The sequence below is a fragment of the [Clostridium] ultunense DSM 10521 genome (assembly GCF_000511955.1).
GTDB classification, from domain to species: domain Bacteria; phylum Bacillota; class Clostridia; order Tissierellales; family Tepidimicrobiaceae; genus Schnuerera; species Schnuerera ultunensis.
Genome location: NZ_AZSU01000001.1, coordinates 433267 through 452667 on the forward strand (window position 1 = coordinate 433267; position 19401 = coordinate 452667).

Below are 19401 nucleotides of genomic sequence, written 5' to 3' on the forward strand. Positions count from 1 at the left end.
GGGGAGATGCATCAATTTGCACTACATGCCTTTTTGAGGTTTTCTTTTTCTTCTATGATGTGTCTTACGTTTACGATGCTTTTTAGGGCTTTTAATACCTGCCTCAGTTAGAATTCTATACACCGTAGGATAGCTTACCTGAATATTTTCATGTTCTTCAATTAATTCCTGAAAATGATTAAAATTAGCCTCCTTATATTTTGTCTGTTTAAGTTTAATAATCAAATCTCTAGTTCCATCCGATATAGCATGCTTTGGTTTACGGCCTCTGTTTTTATGGATAATGAACGCAGGTCCTTCTTCTACAACTCCTTTCTTTAACCTTAACACTTGGCGTTCACTTAAGCTTAAAATCTCAGCAGCTTCTCGAATAGTTATTACTTTATCAACTGTTTGATTAATGACTCTAAGTCTAGTTATTTCTTTTTGAGTCATATTAAATATCTCCTCTCTCATATATGACATTTTATCAGAATGAATTTAATATGACATTATCATAGAATAATAATACAAAAAAAGAGTTTTTTATTGACTATTTATATTTTTATGGTATATTAAATTTGGCAAATAAAGAGGAGGAAAATAGATGAAATATAAATTAATAGCTATAGATATGGATGGAACACTGTTAAATAGTCAAAATAAAATCTCTGACCGAAATAGAAAAGTTTTATTTAAAGCTATTGAGGAAGGAATATATATTGTTTTATCAACTGGAAGGATATTAAAATCTGCTCTCTACTATGGCAAAACTATAGGATTGGATAGCCCAATAATTGCTTGTAATGGCGCATTGATTACTTGTGAAAATGGGAAAGATATATTATATGAAAACCCAATGGATATGGCTTCTATTAAAGAACTGGTTGAATTAACAGAAGAAAGTAATTTTTATTATCATTTTTATAATACCAATACATTTTATTCAAAAGAAACTGTCGGTAGAATGTTAAAGCACTACGAATCTTATAAAGATAGTTTGAAAAAACAGCAGATAAATTTAGAGTTATTTCAAAATCCAATGGAAATTTTAAATAAGAAAAGCCCAATAATTTATAAATTTGTTATTATTGAAGATGATAGAGATAAGCTTTTAAAATTTAGAAAAAAATTGGAGGATATAGAAGGTATAAATATTTCTAGTTCTTGGTATAACAATATTGAAGTGATGAATGAAGGAGTGTCTAAGGGTAGCGCATTGAAGCATTTGATAGAAAAGTTAAATATTGATAAATCGGAAGTAGTAGCTATTGGGGATAATGAAAATGATATTTCTATGTTTAGTATGGCAGGGTTGGCAGTTGGTATGAAAAATGGAACAGAAAGTATAGAAGAACATGTGCATGTAATTACTAACACTAATGATGACGATGGAGTAGCAAAGGCTATAGAAGAATATGTACTAAATAAGTAAAAGGAGAGTTGTGAATGGGGATAAATATCGTGCTAGTGGAACCAGAAATTCCTCAAAATACTGGGAATATAGTTAGAACTTGTTCTCTTACCAATACGGTTCTTCATCTGATTAAACCATTAGGTTTTTCTGTAGAAGATAAGTATTTAAAAAGAGCTGGGTTGGATTATTGGAATTTGGTGGAGATTCATTATTATGAAAACTTTGACGAGCTGATATTAAAACATGGCAATAAAGACTTCTTCTATGCTACTACTAAAGGAAAGAATTATTATACAGATATTAATTATTTGGATGACTCCTATATTGTTTTTGGGAAAGAAACTAAAGGTCTTCCAGATAAGATATTAGATAAAAATTGGGATAAAACAATTAAAATTCCAATGAAACAAGGTATAAAGAGGTCCTTGAATTTGTCGAACTCCGTTAATATTATATTGTTTGAAGCGCTAAGACAGTTAGGTTTTCCACATTTAGAATAATACTTTACGAATTTCTAAGCTCCAAAATTATATTAATAAAGAATTGGTCTCACGCAAAAGATTAATAGACAAAATTTTAATATTAGTCAGGAGGATACGAATGGATATTGCATTACCGGTATTAGGTGGGCTAGGACTTTTCCTATATGGCATGAACTTAATGGGAATGGGTTTGCAAAAAGCTGCAGGAGAAAAGTTAAAGAAATTAATAGAAATATTAACAAATAATAGGCTTATGGGAGTATTGGTAGGGGCTTTAGTTACAATGGTAATACAAAGTAGTAGTGCAACAACTGTTATGGTTATAGGATTTGTTAATGCAGGCCTTATGACTTTATCTCAAGCTACAGGTGTTATAATGGGCGCTAATATAGGAACTACCATTACGGCACAACTAATTGCTTTTAAATTAACGGATCTTGCTCCATTGGCTGTTGCTATTGGTGTAGGAGTTTGGATTGCTTCATCTAGAAAGAGGGCAAAAAATTTAGCTGAAATAATGATTGGTTTTGGTATCCTTTTTATAGGAATGGATATGATGGGCAATGGCTTAAAGCCCTTAGCAGGGAATCCCATATTTTCAAATATTATGGTTAGTCTAGAGGATCCTTTTTTAGGTATATTAGTTGGACTAGGATTGACAACTATAGTACAAAGTAGTAGTGCTTCCATTGGTTTATTGCAAGCTTTGGCTTCCCAAGGACTTATTGGTTTAGATATAGCATTTCCTATTTTATTTGGAGACAATATTGGTACTACTACTACGGCTTTAATTTCTAGTGTAGGTACCAACAAAACGGCAAAAAGAGCTGCAGTTATTCACTTTTTATTCAACTTAATGGGTACTATTATTTTTATGACCTTACTTAGGAGACCCATAGAAAACATTGTATTAAAAATATCGCCAAATGATATACAAAGGCAAATTGCCAATGCTCATACATTGTTCAATTTAATAAATGTTGCTATACAACTTCCCTTTGCCAGATTATTGGTAAAAGCGGCAATGAAACTGGTTCCTGGGGATGTGGAAGAAACAACTGAAGCTGGATTGAAATATTTAGATTTACGAATTATAGAAACTCCCTCTATAGCCTTAGGGCAAGTAACAAAAGAAGTACTTAGAATGGGCAAAATAGTAGAGGACAATTTAGTTATAGCAGCAAAAGCCTTTAAGAATAAAGATGAGAAGATGACTCAAGAGGTTTTTTCTCAGGAAAAAGTAATAAATAGATTGGAAAAGGATATTGTTGAATACCTGGTAGAACTTTCCAATGCCCCTTTATCAGATGAGCAACATATTCAGGTAAATATTTTAATCAATGTGGTAAACGATATTGAAAGGGTTGGAGACCATGCAGATAATATTGCCGAATTAGCTCAAATAGTAATAGATGATAGGTTGCATTTTAGTGATGATGCTATTGAAGAGTTCGACACTATATTTGCAAAGAGTCAAGAAGTATTTAAAAAAACTTTGGAGGCTTTGAAGGATGTGGACTTCGATAAAGCAAGACAGGTCCTTAAACTTGAAGAAGAAATAGACGCCTTGGAAGAGGAATATAGAGCAAGCCATATTGAAAGGTTAAATAAATTACTATGTCAACCAAGTTCTGGGGCAGTTTTTTTAGATCTGATAAGTAATTTAGAAAGGGTTTCTGATCATTCGTCTAATATATCCCTTTATGTACTAGACCAACTAAAAGATTAAAAAATAAAAATAAAAATTTAATAAAAGGGTTGTTTTAATTAAATTTATATATTATAATGTCAGTAAAGTGTGAAAAAAATATCAAACAACTATATATTTTCGGATGATAAGTGCGGGAGAGACCAAATATAATTTATGTAATTTGGCGCCGAAGGAATAAGTCATAAAGTTTGCCATTTTATGATGATGATCTCAGGCAAAAGAACCGTACTTTGACGGAACTCTGAAAAGCGTAAGCACCGAAGGAGCAATCCATTTATATGGGGAAACTCTCAGGTTATGAAACAGGGTGGAGGGCAAGTAATATTTCCTTCTATTCTGTTTTTGTTGTTTTTATAGGAGAATTTTTGGGTAAACTATTTATGTATGAGTTTTTTATAACAAAACTTGTTTTATTACCAGATTTCTATTATTATAAATGTAGTATAGTAATTTTCATTACATCGTGACTTGTCAACGGAATAGAGGAAAGCATTACATAAGAATGTGGGAATCTAACTTTTCATTAAACTGTGTTTGTACGTTACTTTCGTTATTTACAGGAATATTATTGAACCATCTTTGGCAAATTAAAGTAATGGGTGCAACACAATAATCTTTTCAAAGGAGGAAAAACTATGATCTATGATGTCGTCATTATAGGGGCAGGTCCTGCAGGGCTGGCAGCAGGATTATACGCTTCAAGAGCTAGACTAAAAACCCTTATATTAGAAAAAGAAAAAGCTGGAGGACAAATCGTATCAACAGCTGAAGTAGCAAATTATCCAGGTTCTATTGAAGATGCCACAGGGCCTACTTTAGTAGCTAGAATGGTAGAACAAGCTGAAGAGTTTGGAGCAGAAAGAGTTCTTGACACAATAAAAGAGGTAGAATTAGAAGGTAAAATTAAAGTGCTTAAAGGAGAAAAAGGTGAATATCAAGCTAAAACTGTAATAATTGCTACTGGTGCAAATCCAAGACCAATAGGTTGTCCTGGTGAAAAGGAGTTAACTGGTAGAGGCGTATCCTACTGTGCTACATGTGATGCAGCTTTTTTTGAAGATATGGAAGTTTATGTAGTAGGTGGAGGAGATACTGCAGTAGAAGAGGGTATGTACTTAACTAAGTTTGCTAGAAAGGTTACCATAATCCATAGAAGAGATGAATTAAGGGCTGCTAAATCTATTCAAGAAAAAGCATTTAGCAATGACAAAATGCATTTTATGTGGGATTCAGTAGTAGAAGAAATAAAAGGCGATGGAATAGTTGAATCTATGGTAGTTAAGAATGTTAAGACTGGAGAACTAACGGAAGTATTTGCTGATGAAGATGATGGAACTTTTGGGATATTTCCATTTATTGGATTCATCCCTGCAACAGAATTGTTTATAGGTAAAGTGGAATTAAAAGATGAATATATAGTAACTGATGAAGATATGAAAACTAATATTCCAGGAGTGTTTGCAGCCGGAGATGTTAGAGTAAAATCTTTGAGACAAGTGGTAACAGCTACTGCTGATGGTGCTATAGCAGCAGTCCAAGCTGAAAAATATATTAACGAAGTATTTGATGTTTAAAATTAATTATAGGAGGGATACTTAATGTTAGAATTAACTAGAGATAATTTTGAGGAGGAAGTATTAAAGGCAGAGGGCCCTGTATTAGTTGATTACTGGGGACCAACCTGTGAACCATGTAAGGCATTGATGCCTCATGTTCATGAATTAGCAGAAAAATATGGTGACAAGGTAAAATTCTGTTCACTAGACATTACTAAAGCTAGAAGGTTGGCAATAAAACAAAAGGTAATGGGATTACCTGCAATTATCATCTATAAAGATGGCGAAGAAGTAGAAAGATTGGCGGAATCTGAAGCAACAGCTTCAGCTGTAGAAGAATTAGTTAAAAAGTATGCTTAGTAGATTTTAATTCTGGGTTTTCCCGGAGTTAAGATATATATGTTTTAAAATAAGGGGAGGTGAACTATATGCGTCTTGAATTAGGCCATGTGCTTATTAATGACGTTCAATTTGGTGAAGAAACCAAAATTGATGGCGGGGTGCTTTACGTAAACAAAGAAGAGTTAATAGCTTTAATTAAAGAGGATGAGCACCTAAAAGAAGTAGACGTAGAAATTGCAAAACCTGGCGAAAGCGTAAGAATTACACCTGTAAAGGACGTAATTGAACCAAGAGTTAAAGTAGAGGGACCGGGAGGAATATTCCCAGGAGTATTATCCAAGGTTGATGTTGTAGGTAGTGGAAAGACTAATGCATTAAAAGGCTGTGCAGTAGTTACCACAGGAAAAATCGTTGGATTCCAAGAAGGGATTATCGATATGACAGGTCCAGGAGCAGATTATACTCCGTTTTCAAAATTAAACAATATCGTATTAATCTGTGAACCTGCAGATGATCTAAAACAACATGACCATGAAAGAGCAGTAAGATTTGCAGGTTTTAAGGCTGCCAAATATTTAGCAGAAGCAGCTAAAGAACTAAATCCTGATAAAGTTGAAGTATATGAAACATTGCCGCTACTTGAAAACATTGAAAAATATCCAGACTTACCAAAAGTGGCATATGTACAAATGCTTCAATCTCAAGGGTTACTCCACGATACCTATGTATATGGAGTAGATGCTAAGCAAATAGTTCCCACTTTGATGTATCCAACAGAGATAATGGATGGAGCTATTATAAGTGGAAACTGCGTATCTGCTTGTGATAAGAATACAACTTATCATCATCTAAATAACCCAGTTGTAAAGGATCTATATGCTAAACATGGCAAGGAGCTAAATTTCCTTGGAGTAATAATAACTAACGAGAATGTATATCTAGCAGATAAAGAAAGATCATCGAACTGGACTGCTAAATTAGCAGAATATCTTGGATTAGATGGAGTTGTAATATCTCAAGAAGGCTTTGGAAACCCAGATACAGACTTAATCATGAACTGTAAAAAAATAGAGCAAAAAGGCATCAAAACAGTTATAATAACTGACGAATATGCTGGTAGGGATGGTGCTAGTCAGTCATTAGCTGACGCAGATCCACTAGCTGATGCAGTAGTAACTGGTGGAAATGCTAATGAGATTATAGAATTACCTCCAATGGATAAGGTAATAGGTCATACTGAATTTATCGATATTATAGCTGGCGGTTTTGATGGTAGCCTTAAGAAAGATGGCTCCATAGTAGTAGAACTCCAGGCTATAACAGGTGCAACAAATGAACTAGGATTTAACAAGATGTCTGCTAAAGGATTCTAGTTATATAAGAGTATTAGAAAATCAAAAATATATTAATATCAAGAAAGGATGTGTGATGATGTCGTTATTTGATGCTGACAAAAAAGTTATCATAATTGGCGATAGAGATGGCATACCAGGACCAGCCATAGAAGAATGCGTTAAAACTACAGATGCTGAAGTAGTATTTTCATCTACTGAGTGTTTTGTCTGAACGGCTGCAGGAGCAATGGACTTGGAAAATCAAAAGAGGGTTAAAGATTTAACTGAAAAATACGGTGCAGAAAACATGATCGTATTAATAGGTGGAGCAGAAGCTGAAGCAGCTGGATTAGCAGCTGAAACAGTTACAGCAGGAGACCCAACTTTTGCAGGTCCATTAGCAGGAGTCCAGTTAGGACTTAGAGTTTATCATGCAGTAGAACCAGAATTTAAAGAATCTGTAAACCCAGATGTTTACGATGAACAAATAGGCATGATGGAAATGGTTTTAGATGTTGATGAAATAGTTGAAGAAGTAAAAGGCATAAGAGAAGAATACGGTAAATTCAACGATTAATTCCCAACAAAAAAAAGGAGAGGGGGGAAACTAATGGGGAAAATTAAAGTTGTCCATTATATAAATCAATTCTTCGCTGGTATAGGTGGAGAAGAAAAAGCGCATATTAAGCCAGAAGTTAGAGAAGAAATCATAGGACCAGGTATGGCTATAAATGCAGGATTTAAAGGCGAAGCTGAAATAGTTGCTACTATTATCTGCGGTGACAGCTATTTTGGAGAAAATATTGAAGAGGCAAAAGCTGAAATATTGGAAATGGTTAAAAAATACGACCCAGACCTATTTATAGCAGGACCTGCATTTAATGCAGGTAGATACGGAGTTGCCTGCGGTACAATTACTGATGCAGTACAAAATGAATTAGGAATTCCATCCTTAACTGGAATGTATGTAGAAAACCCAGGAGCAGATATGTTTAAGAAGAGCGTCTATATAGTATCTACTAAAAATAGTGCTGCTGGAATGAGAGATGCAGTTAAGAAGATGGTACCATTAGCTTTAAAAATTGCAAAAGGTGAAGAAATAGGTTCCCCAGAGGAAGAGCATTATATACCTAGAGGAGTTAGAAAGAACTTCTTTACTGAAAAGAGAGGCTCAGAAAGAGCAGTGGATATGCTACTTAAGAAGCTTAAAGGTGAAGAATTCGAGACTGAATTCCCAATGCCGGATTTCGATAGGGTTGACCCACAACCAGCAGTTAAAGATCTTTCAAAAGCCACAATTGCTTTAGTAACTTCTGGGGGTATTGTTCCAAAAGGAAATCCAGATCATATTGAATCTTCATCAGCTTCTAAATATGGTAAGTATGATATTGAAGGGTTTGAAAACTTAACAAGTGCTGACCATGAAACTGCTCATGGAGGATATGACCCAGTATATGCTAATGAAGACCCAGATAGAGTTTTACCAGTAGATGTACTAAGGGAAATGGAAAAAGAAGGCAAAATCGGCAAACTTCATAGATATTTTTATACTACTGTAGGTAATGGAACAGCAGTAGCAAGTGCTAAGAAATTTGCTGAAGAAATAGGCAAAGAATTAGTGGCTGATGGGGTAGATGCAGTTATATTAACTTCTACCTGAGGCACCTGTACACGTTGCGGTGCAACAATGGTAAAAGAAATTGAACGTGCAGGTCTACCTGTAATTCATATGTGTACAGTAGTACCAATTTCATTAACTGTAGGGGCAAATAGAATCGTTCCAACTATTGCTATACCTCACCCACTAGGAAATCCAAACTTAGATCCTAAAGATGAAAAGGCTTTAAGAAGAAATTTAGTTGAGAAAGCATTAAAAGCTTTGACAACAGAAGTTGAAGATCAAACTGTTTTTGAAGAATAATATATAAAACTTAAAATGGGTGATATATATCACCCATTTTAAGTCTAAATATAAATTTGATATAATCAACGGAGGTGTAAATATGAATTATCCTGTAGTAAAAGGGGCTAGTTACATTTTAGTCCATGCCGAAGATATGGTTATTCACAATGGAACAACCCAATCTACGGAGAGAGTAATAAATCCTGATTCAGAATACCTAAAAAAGTTACCAAACCATTTACGTAGCTTTGATGAGGCGGTAAATTATTTACCAAACCAAGTTTATATTGGAAATTACAAACCAGAAGATTTGAAAAACCAGCAACAACCTTGGTATCAAAATCCATTAAAAGATGCAGACAGATTTGGTAAATTTGGTGAAATGATGCCAGAAGATGAATTTATTGGACTTATCAAGATAGTAGATGTATTCGATTTAGTTAAGCTAACTAAAGAATTTACCGAAGAAGTGAAAGCAAAATTAGAAGTCCATCCCTTAATTAAAGGAAGGGAAGATCTAATATCTAGACTTAAAACCGGAGATGAGTTATCAGATATTGAAAAACTAATAGATGAACAAGGAGCAGAACCTCTTATTACAGGTGGTAATACTGTAGGATGTGTAAAAAGAGCTCATGATGTTGATGAAAACTTAAGTGCTCATGTACTATTTGAAAATCTTGTATCCAAAGCTTCAGGAGTTTTAGCAGGATTAAACCTTATTGCTAAAAACGATATTAACCCTGACGATGTAGAATATGTTATAGAATGTTCAGAAGAAGCTTGTGGAGATATGAACCAAAGAGGTGGAGGCAATTTTGCTAAAGCTATTGCTGAAATGGTTGGACTTAAGAATGCTACTGGTTCCGATACTAGAGGATTTTGTGCAGCACCCACCCATGCTTTAATTGTGGCAGCTTCTCTAGTTCAATCTGGAGCATTTAAGAATGTAGTAGTTTTAGCAGGTGGTTCAACGGCTAAACTAGGTATGAATGGGAAAAACCACGTAGAAAAGGATATGCCAATCCTTGAAGATGTTATTGGCGGATTTGCAGTTCTAGTATCGGAAAATGATGGTGTAAATCCAATTTTAAGAACTGATTTAATAGGAAGACATACAGTAGGGACAGGTTCATCACCACAAGCGGTAATGAGCGCATTGGTAACAGCACCATTAGATAAAGGTAATCTAAAAATAACAGATATTGATAAATATTCAGTAGAAATGCAAAATCCAGATGTAACAAAACCAGCTGGAGCAGGAGATGTACCAACGGCGAACTATAAGATGATTGGTGCATTAGGGGTAATGAGAAAGGATCTTGAAAGAGCTGAAATCAATGATTTTATTGGAAAGCATGGTATGGAAGGTTGGGCACCAACCCAAGGCCATATTCCATCAGGTGTACCTTATTTAGGATTTGCAAGGGAAGATATGTTAGAAGATAAGATTCAAAGAGCTATGATCGTTGGGAAAGGTAGTCTGTTCTTAGGAAGAATGACTAACCTATTTGACGGAGTATCCATTGTAGTAGAAAAGAATCCAGGAAAAGCAGATGAGGAAAAAGGTGTATCTGAAGAAGAAGTTAGAAAACTTGTAGCTGAAGCTATGAGAGATTTTGCTTCTCATCTACTTCAGGATTAGAGGTGATAAAATGGCAGAAAAAAATATTAAAAATATGATTGGGAAAGTTTTTTCAGATATAGCTGATGCAGTTGAAACTGGTCAATTTGGAGAAAAAGTAAGAGTTGGTTTAACGACTTTGGGCAGTGAACACGGTGTGGAAAATTTGGTAAAGGGTGCAGAAATGGCCCAAGAAAAGGATCCTTCCATAGAGGTAGTATTGATTGGACCAAAGGTCGATTCTAAATTAACTCAAGTTGTAGTAGATTCAGAAGATGAAGGCTATAAAAAGATGGAAGAAATGTTGGATAATGGTGAAATAGGTGCTTGTGTTACAATGCATTATAGCTTTCCTATAGGGGTTTCAACAGTGGGAAGAGTTGTAACTCCTGGCAAAGGCAGGGAAATGATTATAGCAACTACAACAGGCACTTCATCCCCCCATAGAGTTGAGGCTATGGTTAAAAATGGAATTAATGGAATAATAACTGCAAAAGCCTTAGGAATTGAAAATCCAACGGTAGGGATATTAAATGTGGATGGGGCAAGGCAAGTAGAAAGAGCCTTAAATGAATTAAATAGTAATGGATATAGCATTAACCTTACTGAATCTATGAGAGCAGATGGCGGTAGCGTTATGAGAGGAAACGATTTACTTGCTGGAGTACCAGATGTAATGGTTACCGATACATTGACAGGAAATATACTAATGAAAGTATTTTCCTCTTATACAACTGGTGGAAGTTATGAATCCTTAGGCTATGGCTATGGGCCTGGTATAGGTGAAGATTATGATAGAGTTATATTGATACTTTCAAGAGCTTCTGGAATTCCAGTTGTTGCAAATGCCATAAGTTATGGTGCAAGCCTAATTAAAGGCAATGTAAGCAAAATAGCTAAAGCTGAATTTGAAAAGGCCAATAAAGCAGGACTTAAGGATATATTAAAGGGATTAACAAAGGACACTAAAAAAGCAGAAGATGACGATGAAGAAGTGGTGGCACCACCATCTGAAACGGTAACTGGTACTATTTCTGGTATAGATATTATGGACTTAGAGGATGCGGTAAAAGTCCTATGGAAAGAAGGTATTTATGCAGAATCTGGAATGGGATGTACTGGACCTATAGTTATGGTAAATGAAGAAAGGTTGGCAAAATCCATAGAAATATTATCTGAGGCGGGATACGTAGCAGGAGGTTCAGATCCTTGCTAAAACACTCCAAGACTCCAAGAGATCTTGGAGTGTTTTTATCTTACTCAATTGTATACTTTATACATTGATAAAAGCCCTATTGTATTATATAATATTTATGTTGATACATATATAAAACTATCAAATTTTTATCCAAAACCTAATATATATAAGCTATATAGAATAACTTATATATATATGGGTATTTAAATTAATAGCTATTACAAAACAAGAAAGGGGAGTTTAAATTGAAAAAAAGATTATTAGCATTGCTGCTAATAGGTATTTTAGTTTTTACCGTTGTTGGCTGTTCAAAATCTGAAACACCAGCTGATACAGATGAGCCAACTGAGGTAGATGATTCAGGTGAAGCTGAAGATACACCAGCAGAAGAACCCTTAAAGATTGCAATGGTAACTGATGAAGGTGGAGTACATGACCAATCCTTTAACCAATCAGCATGGGAAGGTTTGCAACAAGCTGAAGAAGATTTAGGTGTAAAAGTAGATTATGTAGAATCTCAACAAGACGCTGACTTTGCACCAAACTTTGAAACACTATTAGATGCAGGAAATGACCTTATTTGGGGTATAGGATTTAAATTATCTGACGCTGTAAGAGATGCAGCAGAAGCTAATCCAGATCAAAAATATGCAATAATTGACTTCTCCTACGGAGATGAAACTCCGGATAATGTAGTAGGAGTTGTATTTAAAGCGGAACAACCGTCTTTCTTAGTAGGTTATATTGCAGGTAAAATGACTGAAACCAATACTATTGGATTTATTGGCGGTATTGCGGGAGACGTTATATGGGGATTTGACTATGGATTCCAAGCTGGGGTTCAATATGCAGCTAAGGAATTAGGTAAAGAAATCAAAGTTCTAAACCAATATGCTGAATCCTTCTCCGACGTAGCTAAAGGTAAAGCTATTGCAACTCAAATGTATCAACAGGGCGCAGATATAGTATTCCATGCAGCTGGTGATGTAGGTACAGGTGTTATAGAAGCTGCTAAGGAACAAGATAAATGGGCAATAGGCGTAGATAGAGATCAAAACTACCTTGCACCAGATAATGTATTAACATCAGCTATGAAGCGTGTAGATGTAGGTATTTATAATATAGTAAAAGATTTAACAGAAGGTAAATTCCCAGGTGGAGAAACCATCGTTTATGGTCTTGCAGATGGTGGAGCAGTAGACATAGCACCAACATCAGACAAGCATGTACCAAAGGAAATACTTGATGAAGTAGAAGAATTAAAACAAATGATTATAGATGGGGAAATCGATGTACCATTTAATGAAGAAACTTATATTGAATATATTAAAGCATTAGAATAAGGGAAATTAAGCAGCTCAGGCAATAGTCTGAGCTGCTTAAAACTAGAAAAGATAGGAGGGGCCCTGTTGAACAATATTGACTTTGATATCAAAGTTATAGAAATGAGAAATATTACAAAAAAGTTTGGAGATTTTGTTGCAAATGATAATATAGATCTAATAGTCCATAAGGGCGAAATCCATGCACTATTAGGAGAAAATGGGGCTGGGAAAACTACATTGATGAATGTATTATATGGATTATATGAACCAACATCGGGGGAAATATTCATCAATGGCAAAAAAGTAGAAGTGACAAATCCAAATGTGGCTATTAAAAATGGCATAGGAATGGTTCATCAACATTTTATGTTGGTGGACAATTTTACTGTAGTGGAAAATATTATATTGGGCATGGAAACAACTAATAAATTTGGAATTATAGATATAAATAAGGCTACAAAAGAAGTAGAGGAATTGTCAAAAAAGTATGGGCTTTATGTAGACCCCAACGCTAAGATCGAAGATATATCTGTAGGAATGCAGCAAAGGGTAGAGATTCTTAAGGCCCTTTATAGAGGTGCAGATATACTCATATTAGATGAACCTACTGCGGTATTAACACCTCAAGAGATAGAAGAAATAATCCAAATTATGAAGAACTTAACAGAACAAGGTAAAACTATAATAATAATTACCCATAAATTGAAAGAAATAAAGCAATCTGCAGATTATTGTACTATCATTAGAAGGGGAAAGAAAATCGATACAGTTAGGGTGGATAATGTGACAGAAGAAGAATTGGCATCTATGATGGTGGGAAGAGAAATAAGCTTTAAAGTAGACAAAAAAGATCCAGAAATTGGTGAAGTTATATTAGAAATAGATAATTTAATGCTAAAAGATAATAGGGGGTTAAATACTGTAAAGGGACTTTCATTAAAGCTACATAAAGGGGAAATACTAGGAATAGCAGGAGTAGATGGTAATGGCCAATCAGAACTAGTGGAAGGGCTAACTGGATTAAGGAATATTGAAAATGGAAAAGTTCTATTGGAAGGTAGAGATATTACTAATTTATCACCGAAGGAGATTATGGAAAGTGGCATGAGTCATATTCCTGAAGATAGACAGAGACGAGGTCTTGTTTTGGATTTTACCGTGGCAGAAAACATGATATTAGAAAATTACCACAAAGGGCCTTTTTCTAAAAAAGGCAGGTTGAATCATAAAAATATCAGCAAATTTGCTGTAGAACTAATAGACAAATTTGACGTGAGACCCAGAAATGATAAGCAAATGGCAGGAGCTTTATCAGGCGGGAACCAGCAAAAGGTAATATTAGCAAGGGAGATTACCAACGATCCGGAAGTTTTGTTGGCAGTTCAACCAACTAGGGGATTAGACGTAGGGGCTATAGAATATGTTCACAGATATTTAGTAGATCAAAGGGATAGAGGTAAAGCAGTCCTTTTAGTATCCTTTGAATTAGAAGAGATAATGAATCTTTCAGATAGGATAGCGGTCATCTATGATGGTAAAATTGTAGATATAGTGGATGGGAAAAATGCAGACGAAAGAACTATAGGATATTTAATGGCTGGAGGAGGTGCTAGAGATGAAGCAAAATAGATTTGTAATAACTGTCATATCGATAATATTAGGATTGATAGTAGGGGCAATAGTTCTTTCAATTGCAGGATATAATCCGAGAGTAGCCTATGGAGTAATGCTTAGAGGAGTATTTAGTAATCCTAAATATATTTCCTGGACTATTATAAGATCTACACCTCTTATATTGACAGGGATATCTGTTGCTTTTGCATTTAAAACCGGTCTTTTTAATATTGGAGCTGAAGGACAATTTATAATTGGTAGCTTAGTGGCTACCTTAGTAGGATATTTTTTTCATCTGCCTCCAATTATCCATCCAATAGTAGCAATATTAGCAGGTTGTTTTGCAGGCGCTATATGGGGTGGAATAGCAGGACTTTTAAAATCTAAATTTGGAATTAATGAAGTCATTACTACTATAATGCTAAATTGGACAGCCTTATATTTCAGTAATTTCGTAGTGTTCTGGGAACCTTTTAAAAGACTAAATAGGGATGCTTCGGAAAGGATACTAGATACGGCCAGCATTCAAATTCTTGGTCAATGGAAAACTTCTGAAGCAGGTAAGGCTTTTCTTAAAAGCAATAGTTTCCTTAGAGATCTTTTAAATCCTCCTGTTAATTTTGGGTTCATAATTGCCATATTAGTTGCTATTTTAATCTGGCATATATTAAAAAATACAACTTTGGGTTATCAGTTAAGAGCAGTAGGCTACAATAGGGATGCGGCAGAATATGGTGGTATAAATATAAATAGAAATATAATCCTCTCCATGGCGATAGCAGGAGCTATATCTGGTCTAGCAGGAGCGACTCAAGTTTTAGGAGTATCAAAAGAAACAGCCATATTAGCAACTATGGAAGGTTATGGATTTGATGGTATCGCAGTCTCTTTAATAGCAGCTAGTAATCCATTAGGGTGTATTCCAGCTGCCTTGCTATTCGGAGGATTAAAATATGGAGGTAGTAAACTACAACCAACTATAGGAGCACCGATAGAGGTTATTAATATAACCATTGGTGTTATAATATTATTTGTAGCAATGCCAAAGCTTATTGAATTAATAATTTCTATGAAAGGGAGAAAGAGAGGTGTAAAGATTGAAGATTCTAAGTGATTTAGGAGTAATTATTGGAATAACTTTAATGTATTCAGCACCTTTAATGTACACCTCTTTAGGTGGAGTTTTATCTGAAAACGCAGGAGTTGTAAACATTGGCTTAGAAGGCATGATGACCATTGGTGCCTTTGCTGGAGCAACTGTAGCCTACTTTACTCAAAATCCTTGGTTAGGTTTTTTAGCAGCTGGATTAGCTGGTGGATTTTTAGCTCTTCTTCATGCTATTGCTTGTGTAACTTTTACAGCGGATCATGTAGTATCAGGCATAGCAATAAATTTTATAGGACCTGGTCTTTCAATATTTTTAACAAAAATATTTTTTGATGGAGCTGCTATGACCTTGCCTTTGGACTTAAACCATAAAATACCTAGACCATTAAATAGATTTTTTTCATCTATTTCGATCTCTAATCCTATATTGAAAAAAATCTTTAATTTCTTGAACTCCATATTTAATCAATATGCTACCGTATATATTGCCTTTTTATTGGTGTTAGCAGTTTGGTTTTTATTATATAAAACTAAAATTGGATTAAGGATTCGCTCAGTAGGGGAACATCCGAGAGCGGCAGAAACCCTCGGTGTGAATGTATATAAAATAAAATATTTGGCAGTAATTTTATCGGGCGTATTAGCAGGTTTTGGAGGGGCAGCTATGAGTATAGCGGTAATATCTAATTATAGAGCTGCTCTAATCTCGGGTCAAGGATTTATAGCTTTGGCAGCCATGATCTTTGGTAAATGGAGACCTCAAGGAGCTATGTGGGGTTGTCTATTGTTTGGAGCAGCCCAAGGTCTTGTGGTTCATTTAGGTGGCACCGACTTGGAAATATCTTCACAATTGTTGGCTATGTTACCTTACATAATAACTTTAGTCATTCTGATGGGCTTTGTAGGGGAAGCTAGAGGACCAGCAGCTAATGGAGTACCATATGAAAAGAATTAGATGTATTGAACTTTTAGCCTCTTTGGAGGCTAAAAGTTTTTGTAGAATATTAAAAGTTTTTGTACTTCATCAAAGATTTTGGTATAATAATATTAATAGAGTAATAAGTATTTATTAATATTATTAATAATGGTGGGAGTGAGCTTAATGAAATTGGGTTATAATCTAGCTCTTGAACAAGTCCAAAAATTAATTATGACGCCAGAACTTAGACAAGCCATACAGTTACTCCAGTTTAATAGCCAAGAATTGAATGAGTATTTAGAGCAGCAAATTGAAGAAAATCCTTTATTGGATCCAGTAAATACGGTGGAAGAATATGAAAATATTGATGATTATAGTAACGAAAGAGAGGAAATCGATTGGAAGGAGTATATTGGAAAGTATGATGATGTTAGCTATAGGCCCCAAAGGGATAAAAACATTAAGGAATTCAGTTATGAAAACTTTGTTAGCTATTCACCATCGCTAAAAGAAAATTTATTATTCCAATTAAACGTATCTGAGTTAAGGGATAGTGATAAAAAAATCGGGGAGGTTTTAATAGAAAACATTGATGAAAATGGTTACTTAATTACAGATATTAATCAAATTGCTATGGATATGGGAATCAAAGTTAGCAGGATTGAAAACGTTTTATTTACTGTACAAACTTTTGACCCATTAGGTGTAGGCGCAAGAAACTTAAAGGAATGTCTATTGATACAGGTAAGAGGAGATAGATTGGAAAACCCCTATGTAGAACTAATAATAAAAAACTATCTAGAAGATATAGCTCACAACAGATTGATGAAGATATCAAAAGAACTAGATATCGATTTAAATGAAGTTAAAAAGATATGTGATTATATAAGAACACTTGAACCAAAACCAGGTAGATGTTTTAGCCCAAATTCAGATCAAGTAAAGTATATTACGCCAGATGTAACTATTGAGTATATTGATGGAGAATATATAATAATTTTAAACGATGTAACAGGACCTAGATTGAATATTAATAGTTTCTACAGGGAGATGATTAGAAAGGGAAATGACCCAAAGGCTACAGAATTTTTATCTGAAAAATTGAATTCTGCTATGTGGATCATTAGAAGTATCGAGCAGAGAAGGGCTACAATTTACAATGTAGTAGAGTCTATATTAAAATTCCAAAGAGAGTTTTTTGAAAAAGGGGAAAAGGGGCTAAAACCTTTAACTTTAAAAGAGGTAGCTGAGGATATTGATATGCATGAATCCACTGTTAGCAGAGCTACCAATGGCAAATATGTACAAACTCCAAGAGGATTATATGAACTTAAATATTTTTTCACCAGTGGTCTCTCTACTAGCAAAGGAGATGTATCTTCTACCAGCATTAAAGCAATTATTAAAGATATTATAGAGGGAGAAAACCAAAAAAAACCCTATAGCGACCAAAAAATATCCGATATTTTAAAGGGAAAAGGTATAAGCATATCAAGAAGGACTGTAGCTAAATATAGAGATGAATTAGAAATTCCTTCGTCATCAATAAGAAAGAGATATTAAAAAATAGGACCCTTAGCTTTTCGCTCAGGGTGGCAGTTTGCTCATATGTTTAAAGGCAAATTGTCATTCTGAACGGGGCTAAAATTTAGGGTTTTTTTTATTATTTCTTGAAAACTAAGGAAATTTAGATTATAATACTATTGTATAGGGCAATTGCTATATTTTTTTTAGAGAGGTGGGACAAAAATTACATATGAGGGACAGCAAATGTCCCTATTGTTTATTATTAGCTATTTATCATATACTAATGAATGATTAAGCTTATAAGAGGTGTTCGCATGGATTTAATCAAATTGCAAAAAAAAATAGTCCCTGAAATATTTGATATCTTGGAGATAAGATATAATATTTTACGAAATATTTATTACAATCAACCTATTGGTAGAAGAGGACTTTCGCAAAAACTAAATATGGGAGAAAGAACTATTAGGACAGAGGTAAATATTCTTAAAGAACAAGGGTTATTGAATATTGAAAGTATGGGTATGTATGTAACAGAAGAGGGAAAAAGCACAATCGAAAGCTTAAAGTATGTAATGAGAGAGTTAAAAGGAATTTCTAATTTGGAGAAAAGGTTGCAACAGGTGTTGAAGGTAGAAAATATCATTATAGTACCAGGAAATTCTGATGGTAATAGTTTAGTATTAAAAGATATGGGAAAAACTAGCTCTATATATTTGAAAAAGCTAATTACAAAGAATTCCATTATAGGGGTTACTGGTGGTACAACTATGGCACAGATTGCAGAAGAAATGCCTATAGGAAAGGTAGCAGACAATATCTTAGTAACTCCTGCAAGGGGTGGATTAGGAAAAGATGTAGAAACTCAATCTAATAGTATTGCAGCAAAATTGGCAAAAAAACTAGAAGCTAGTTATAGACTTCTCCATATACCTGATAATATAGATAAAATAACTTTGGAGGCAGTGTTAAAAATTCCAGAAGTAAAGGAAGTTATAGAATTAATAGATAATATGAATATACTAATTTTTGGAATAGGAAGGGCAGACGTTATGGCCAGAAGAAGACAACTACCTATGACTCAAATTGAAAAATTAATTGAACATGGAGCTGTAGGAGAAGCTTTTGGTCACTATTTTGATATTGAAGGCAACGATGTATGGGAGTCCTTAACCGTAGGCTTATCCTTGGAAGGGTTCCAGAAAATTGATAAGGTAATAGGCGTGGCTGGTGGAGAAGATAAAGCAGAGGCCATTATATCAGTTGCTTCTTTAAGGGAGAATATGACTTTAATAACCGATGAGGGAGCAGCTAAAAGAATAATTGAAATAGCTGATAAAGCTACTATGTAGCTTAAAATATAAA

16 protein-coding genes, 1 pseudogene and 1 riboswitch are annotated in these 19401 nt (G+C 34.5%); of the genes and pseudogenes, 16 read left to right on the forward strand and 1 reads right to left on the reverse strand.

The window, feature by feature from the left end:
- A pseudogene (locus CUL_RS0102250) lies at nucleotides 1-435 on the reverse strand (helix-turn-helix domain-containing protein); the annotation flags it as partial.
- 151 nt (nucleotides 436-586) lie between these two features.
- Here CUL_RS0102250 and CUL_RS0102255 point away from each other — a divergent pair.
- The 16 genes from CUL_RS0102255 to CUL_RS0102350 all read left to right on the forward strand — a co-directional run bounded on the left by CUL_RS0102255 (nucleotide 587) and on the right by CUL_RS0102350 (nucleotide 19388).
- Nucleotides 587-1414, forward strand: a complete 828-nt coding sequence (locus tag CUL_RS0102255; RefSeq protein WP_005585192.1) for a Cof-type HAD-IIB family hydrolase — start codon at nucleotides 587-589, stop codon at nucleotides 1412-1414.
- A 14-nt stretch (nucleotides 1415-1428) separates the two neighbouring features.
- Nucleotides 1429-1896 carry a tRNA (uridine(34)/cytosine(34)/5-carboxymethylaminomethyluridine(34)-2'-O)-methyltransferase TrmL gene (gene trmL / locus CUL_RS0102260; RefSeq protein WP_005585191.1) on the forward strand — a complete coding sequence of 156 codons (468 nt, stop codon included), beginning with the start codon at nucleotides 1429-1431 and terminating at the stop codon, nucleotides 1894-1896.
- A 100-nt stretch (nucleotides 1897-1996) separates the two neighbouring features.
- The gene (locus CUL_RS0102265) at nucleotides 1997-3607 is read left to right on the forward strand and encodes a Na/Pi cotransporter family protein (RefSeq protein ID WP_025640374.1); all 1611 of its coding nucleotides are present in this window, start codon (nucleotides 1997-1999) and stop codon (nucleotides 3605-3607) included.
- Between the two features lie 103 nt (nucleotides 3608-3710).
- A riboswitch (glycine riboswitch) is annotated at nucleotides 3711-3825 on the forward strand.
- Between the two features lie 399 nt (nucleotides 3826-4224).
- Nucleotides 4225-5163: a thioredoxin-disulfide reductase gene (gene trxB, locus CUL_RS0102275; RefSeq protein ID WP_005585189.1), complete on the forward strand. Its 939-nt coding sequence runs from the start codon at nucleotides 4225-4227 to the stop codon at nucleotides 5161-5163.
- Nucleotides 5164-5187: 24 nt separating this feature from the next.
- The gene (gene trxA, locus CUL_RS0102280) at nucleotides 5188-5505 is read left to right on the forward strand and encodes a thioredoxin TrxA (RefSeq protein WP_005585188.1); all 318 of its coding nucleotides are present in this window, start codon (nucleotides 5188-5190) and stop codon (nucleotides 5503-5505) included.
- A 68-nt stretch (nucleotides 5506-5573) separates the two neighbouring features.
- The gene (locus CUL_RS0102285; RefSeq protein WP_005585185.1) at nucleotides 5574-6860 is read left to right on the forward strand and encodes a glycine/sarcosine/betaine reductase component B subunit; all 1287 of its coding nucleotides are present in this window, start codon (nucleotides 5574-5576) and stop codon (nucleotides 6858-6860) included.
- A 58-nt stretch (nucleotides 6861-6918) separates the two neighbouring features.
- Nucleotides 6919-7398, forward strand: coding sequence for a glycine/sarcosine/betaine reductase complex selenoprotein A (gene grdA, locus CUL_RS0102295; protein WP_081722728.1), 480 nt, complete (start codon nucleotides 6919-6921; stop codon nucleotides 7396-7398).
- A gap of 33 nt (nucleotides 7399-7431) precedes the next feature.
- On the forward strand, nucleotides 7432-8742 hold the full coding sequence (gene grdB / locus CUL_RS0102300; protein WP_081722729.1) for a glycine reductase complex selenoprotein B: 1311 nt from the start codon (nucleotides 7432-7434) through the stop codon (nucleotides 8740-8742).
- Nucleotides 8743-8824: 82 nt separating this feature from the next.
- On the forward strand, nucleotides 8825-10369 hold the full coding sequence (gene grdC, locus CUL_RS0102310; RefSeq protein WP_005585181.1) for a glycine/sarcosine/betaine reductase complex component C subunit beta: 1545 nt from the start codon (nucleotides 8825-8827) through the stop codon (nucleotides 10367-10369).
- Nucleotides 10370-10379: 10 nt separating this feature from the next.
- Nucleotides 10380-11564 carry a glycine/sarcosine/betaine reductase complex component C subunit alpha gene (grdD, locus tag CUL_RS0102315; protein WP_005585180.1) on the forward strand — a complete coding sequence of 395 codons (1185 nt, stop codon included), beginning with the start codon at nucleotides 10380-10382 and terminating at the stop codon, nucleotides 11562-11564.
- Nucleotides 11565-11791: 227 nt separating this feature from the next.
- Nucleotides 11792-12889 (forward strand): BMP family lipoprotein, encoded by a 1098-nt coding sequence (locus CUL_RS0102320; RefSeq protein ID WP_025640378.1) that lies wholly within the window; start codon nucleotides 11792-11794, stop codon nucleotides 12887-12889.
- A gap of 102 nt (nucleotides 12890-12991) precedes the next feature.
- Nucleotides 12992-14500: an ABC transporter ATP-binding protein gene (locus tag CUL_RS0102325; protein ID WP_035142736.1), complete on the forward strand. Its 1509-nt coding sequence runs from the start codon at nucleotides 12992-12994 to the stop codon at nucleotides 14498-14500.
- The gene (locus CUL_RS0102330) at nucleotides 14487-15599 is read left to right on the forward strand and encodes an ABC transporter permease (RefSeq protein ID WP_005585177.1); all 1113 of its coding nucleotides are present in this window, start codon (nucleotides 14487-14489) and stop codon (nucleotides 15597-15599) included. The genes CUL_RS0102325 and CUL_RS0102330 overlap by 14 nt, the downstream gene beginning before the upstream one ends.
- 28 nt (nucleotides 15600-15627) lie before the next feature.
- On the forward strand, nucleotides 15628-16548 hold the full coding sequence (locus CUL_RS0102335) for an ABC transporter permease (protein ID WP_051403487.1): 921 nt from the start codon (nucleotides 15628-15630) through the stop codon (nucleotides 16546-16548).
- Nucleotides 16549-16695: 147 nt separating this feature from the next.
- The gene (gene rpoN, locus CUL_RS0102345) at nucleotides 16696-18075 is read left to right on the forward strand and encodes an RNA polymerase factor sigma-54 (protein ID WP_005585175.1); all 1380 of its coding nucleotides are present in this window, start codon (nucleotides 16696-16698) and stop codon (nucleotides 18073-18075) included.
- Between the two features lie 278 nt (nucleotides 18076-18353).
- On the forward strand, nucleotides 18354-19388 hold the full coding sequence (locus CUL_RS0102350; protein ID WP_025640379.1) for a sugar-binding transcriptional regulator: 1035 nt from the start codon (nucleotides 18354-18356) through the stop codon (nucleotides 19386-19388).
- Nucleotides 19389-19401 lie beyond the last annotated feature (13 nt).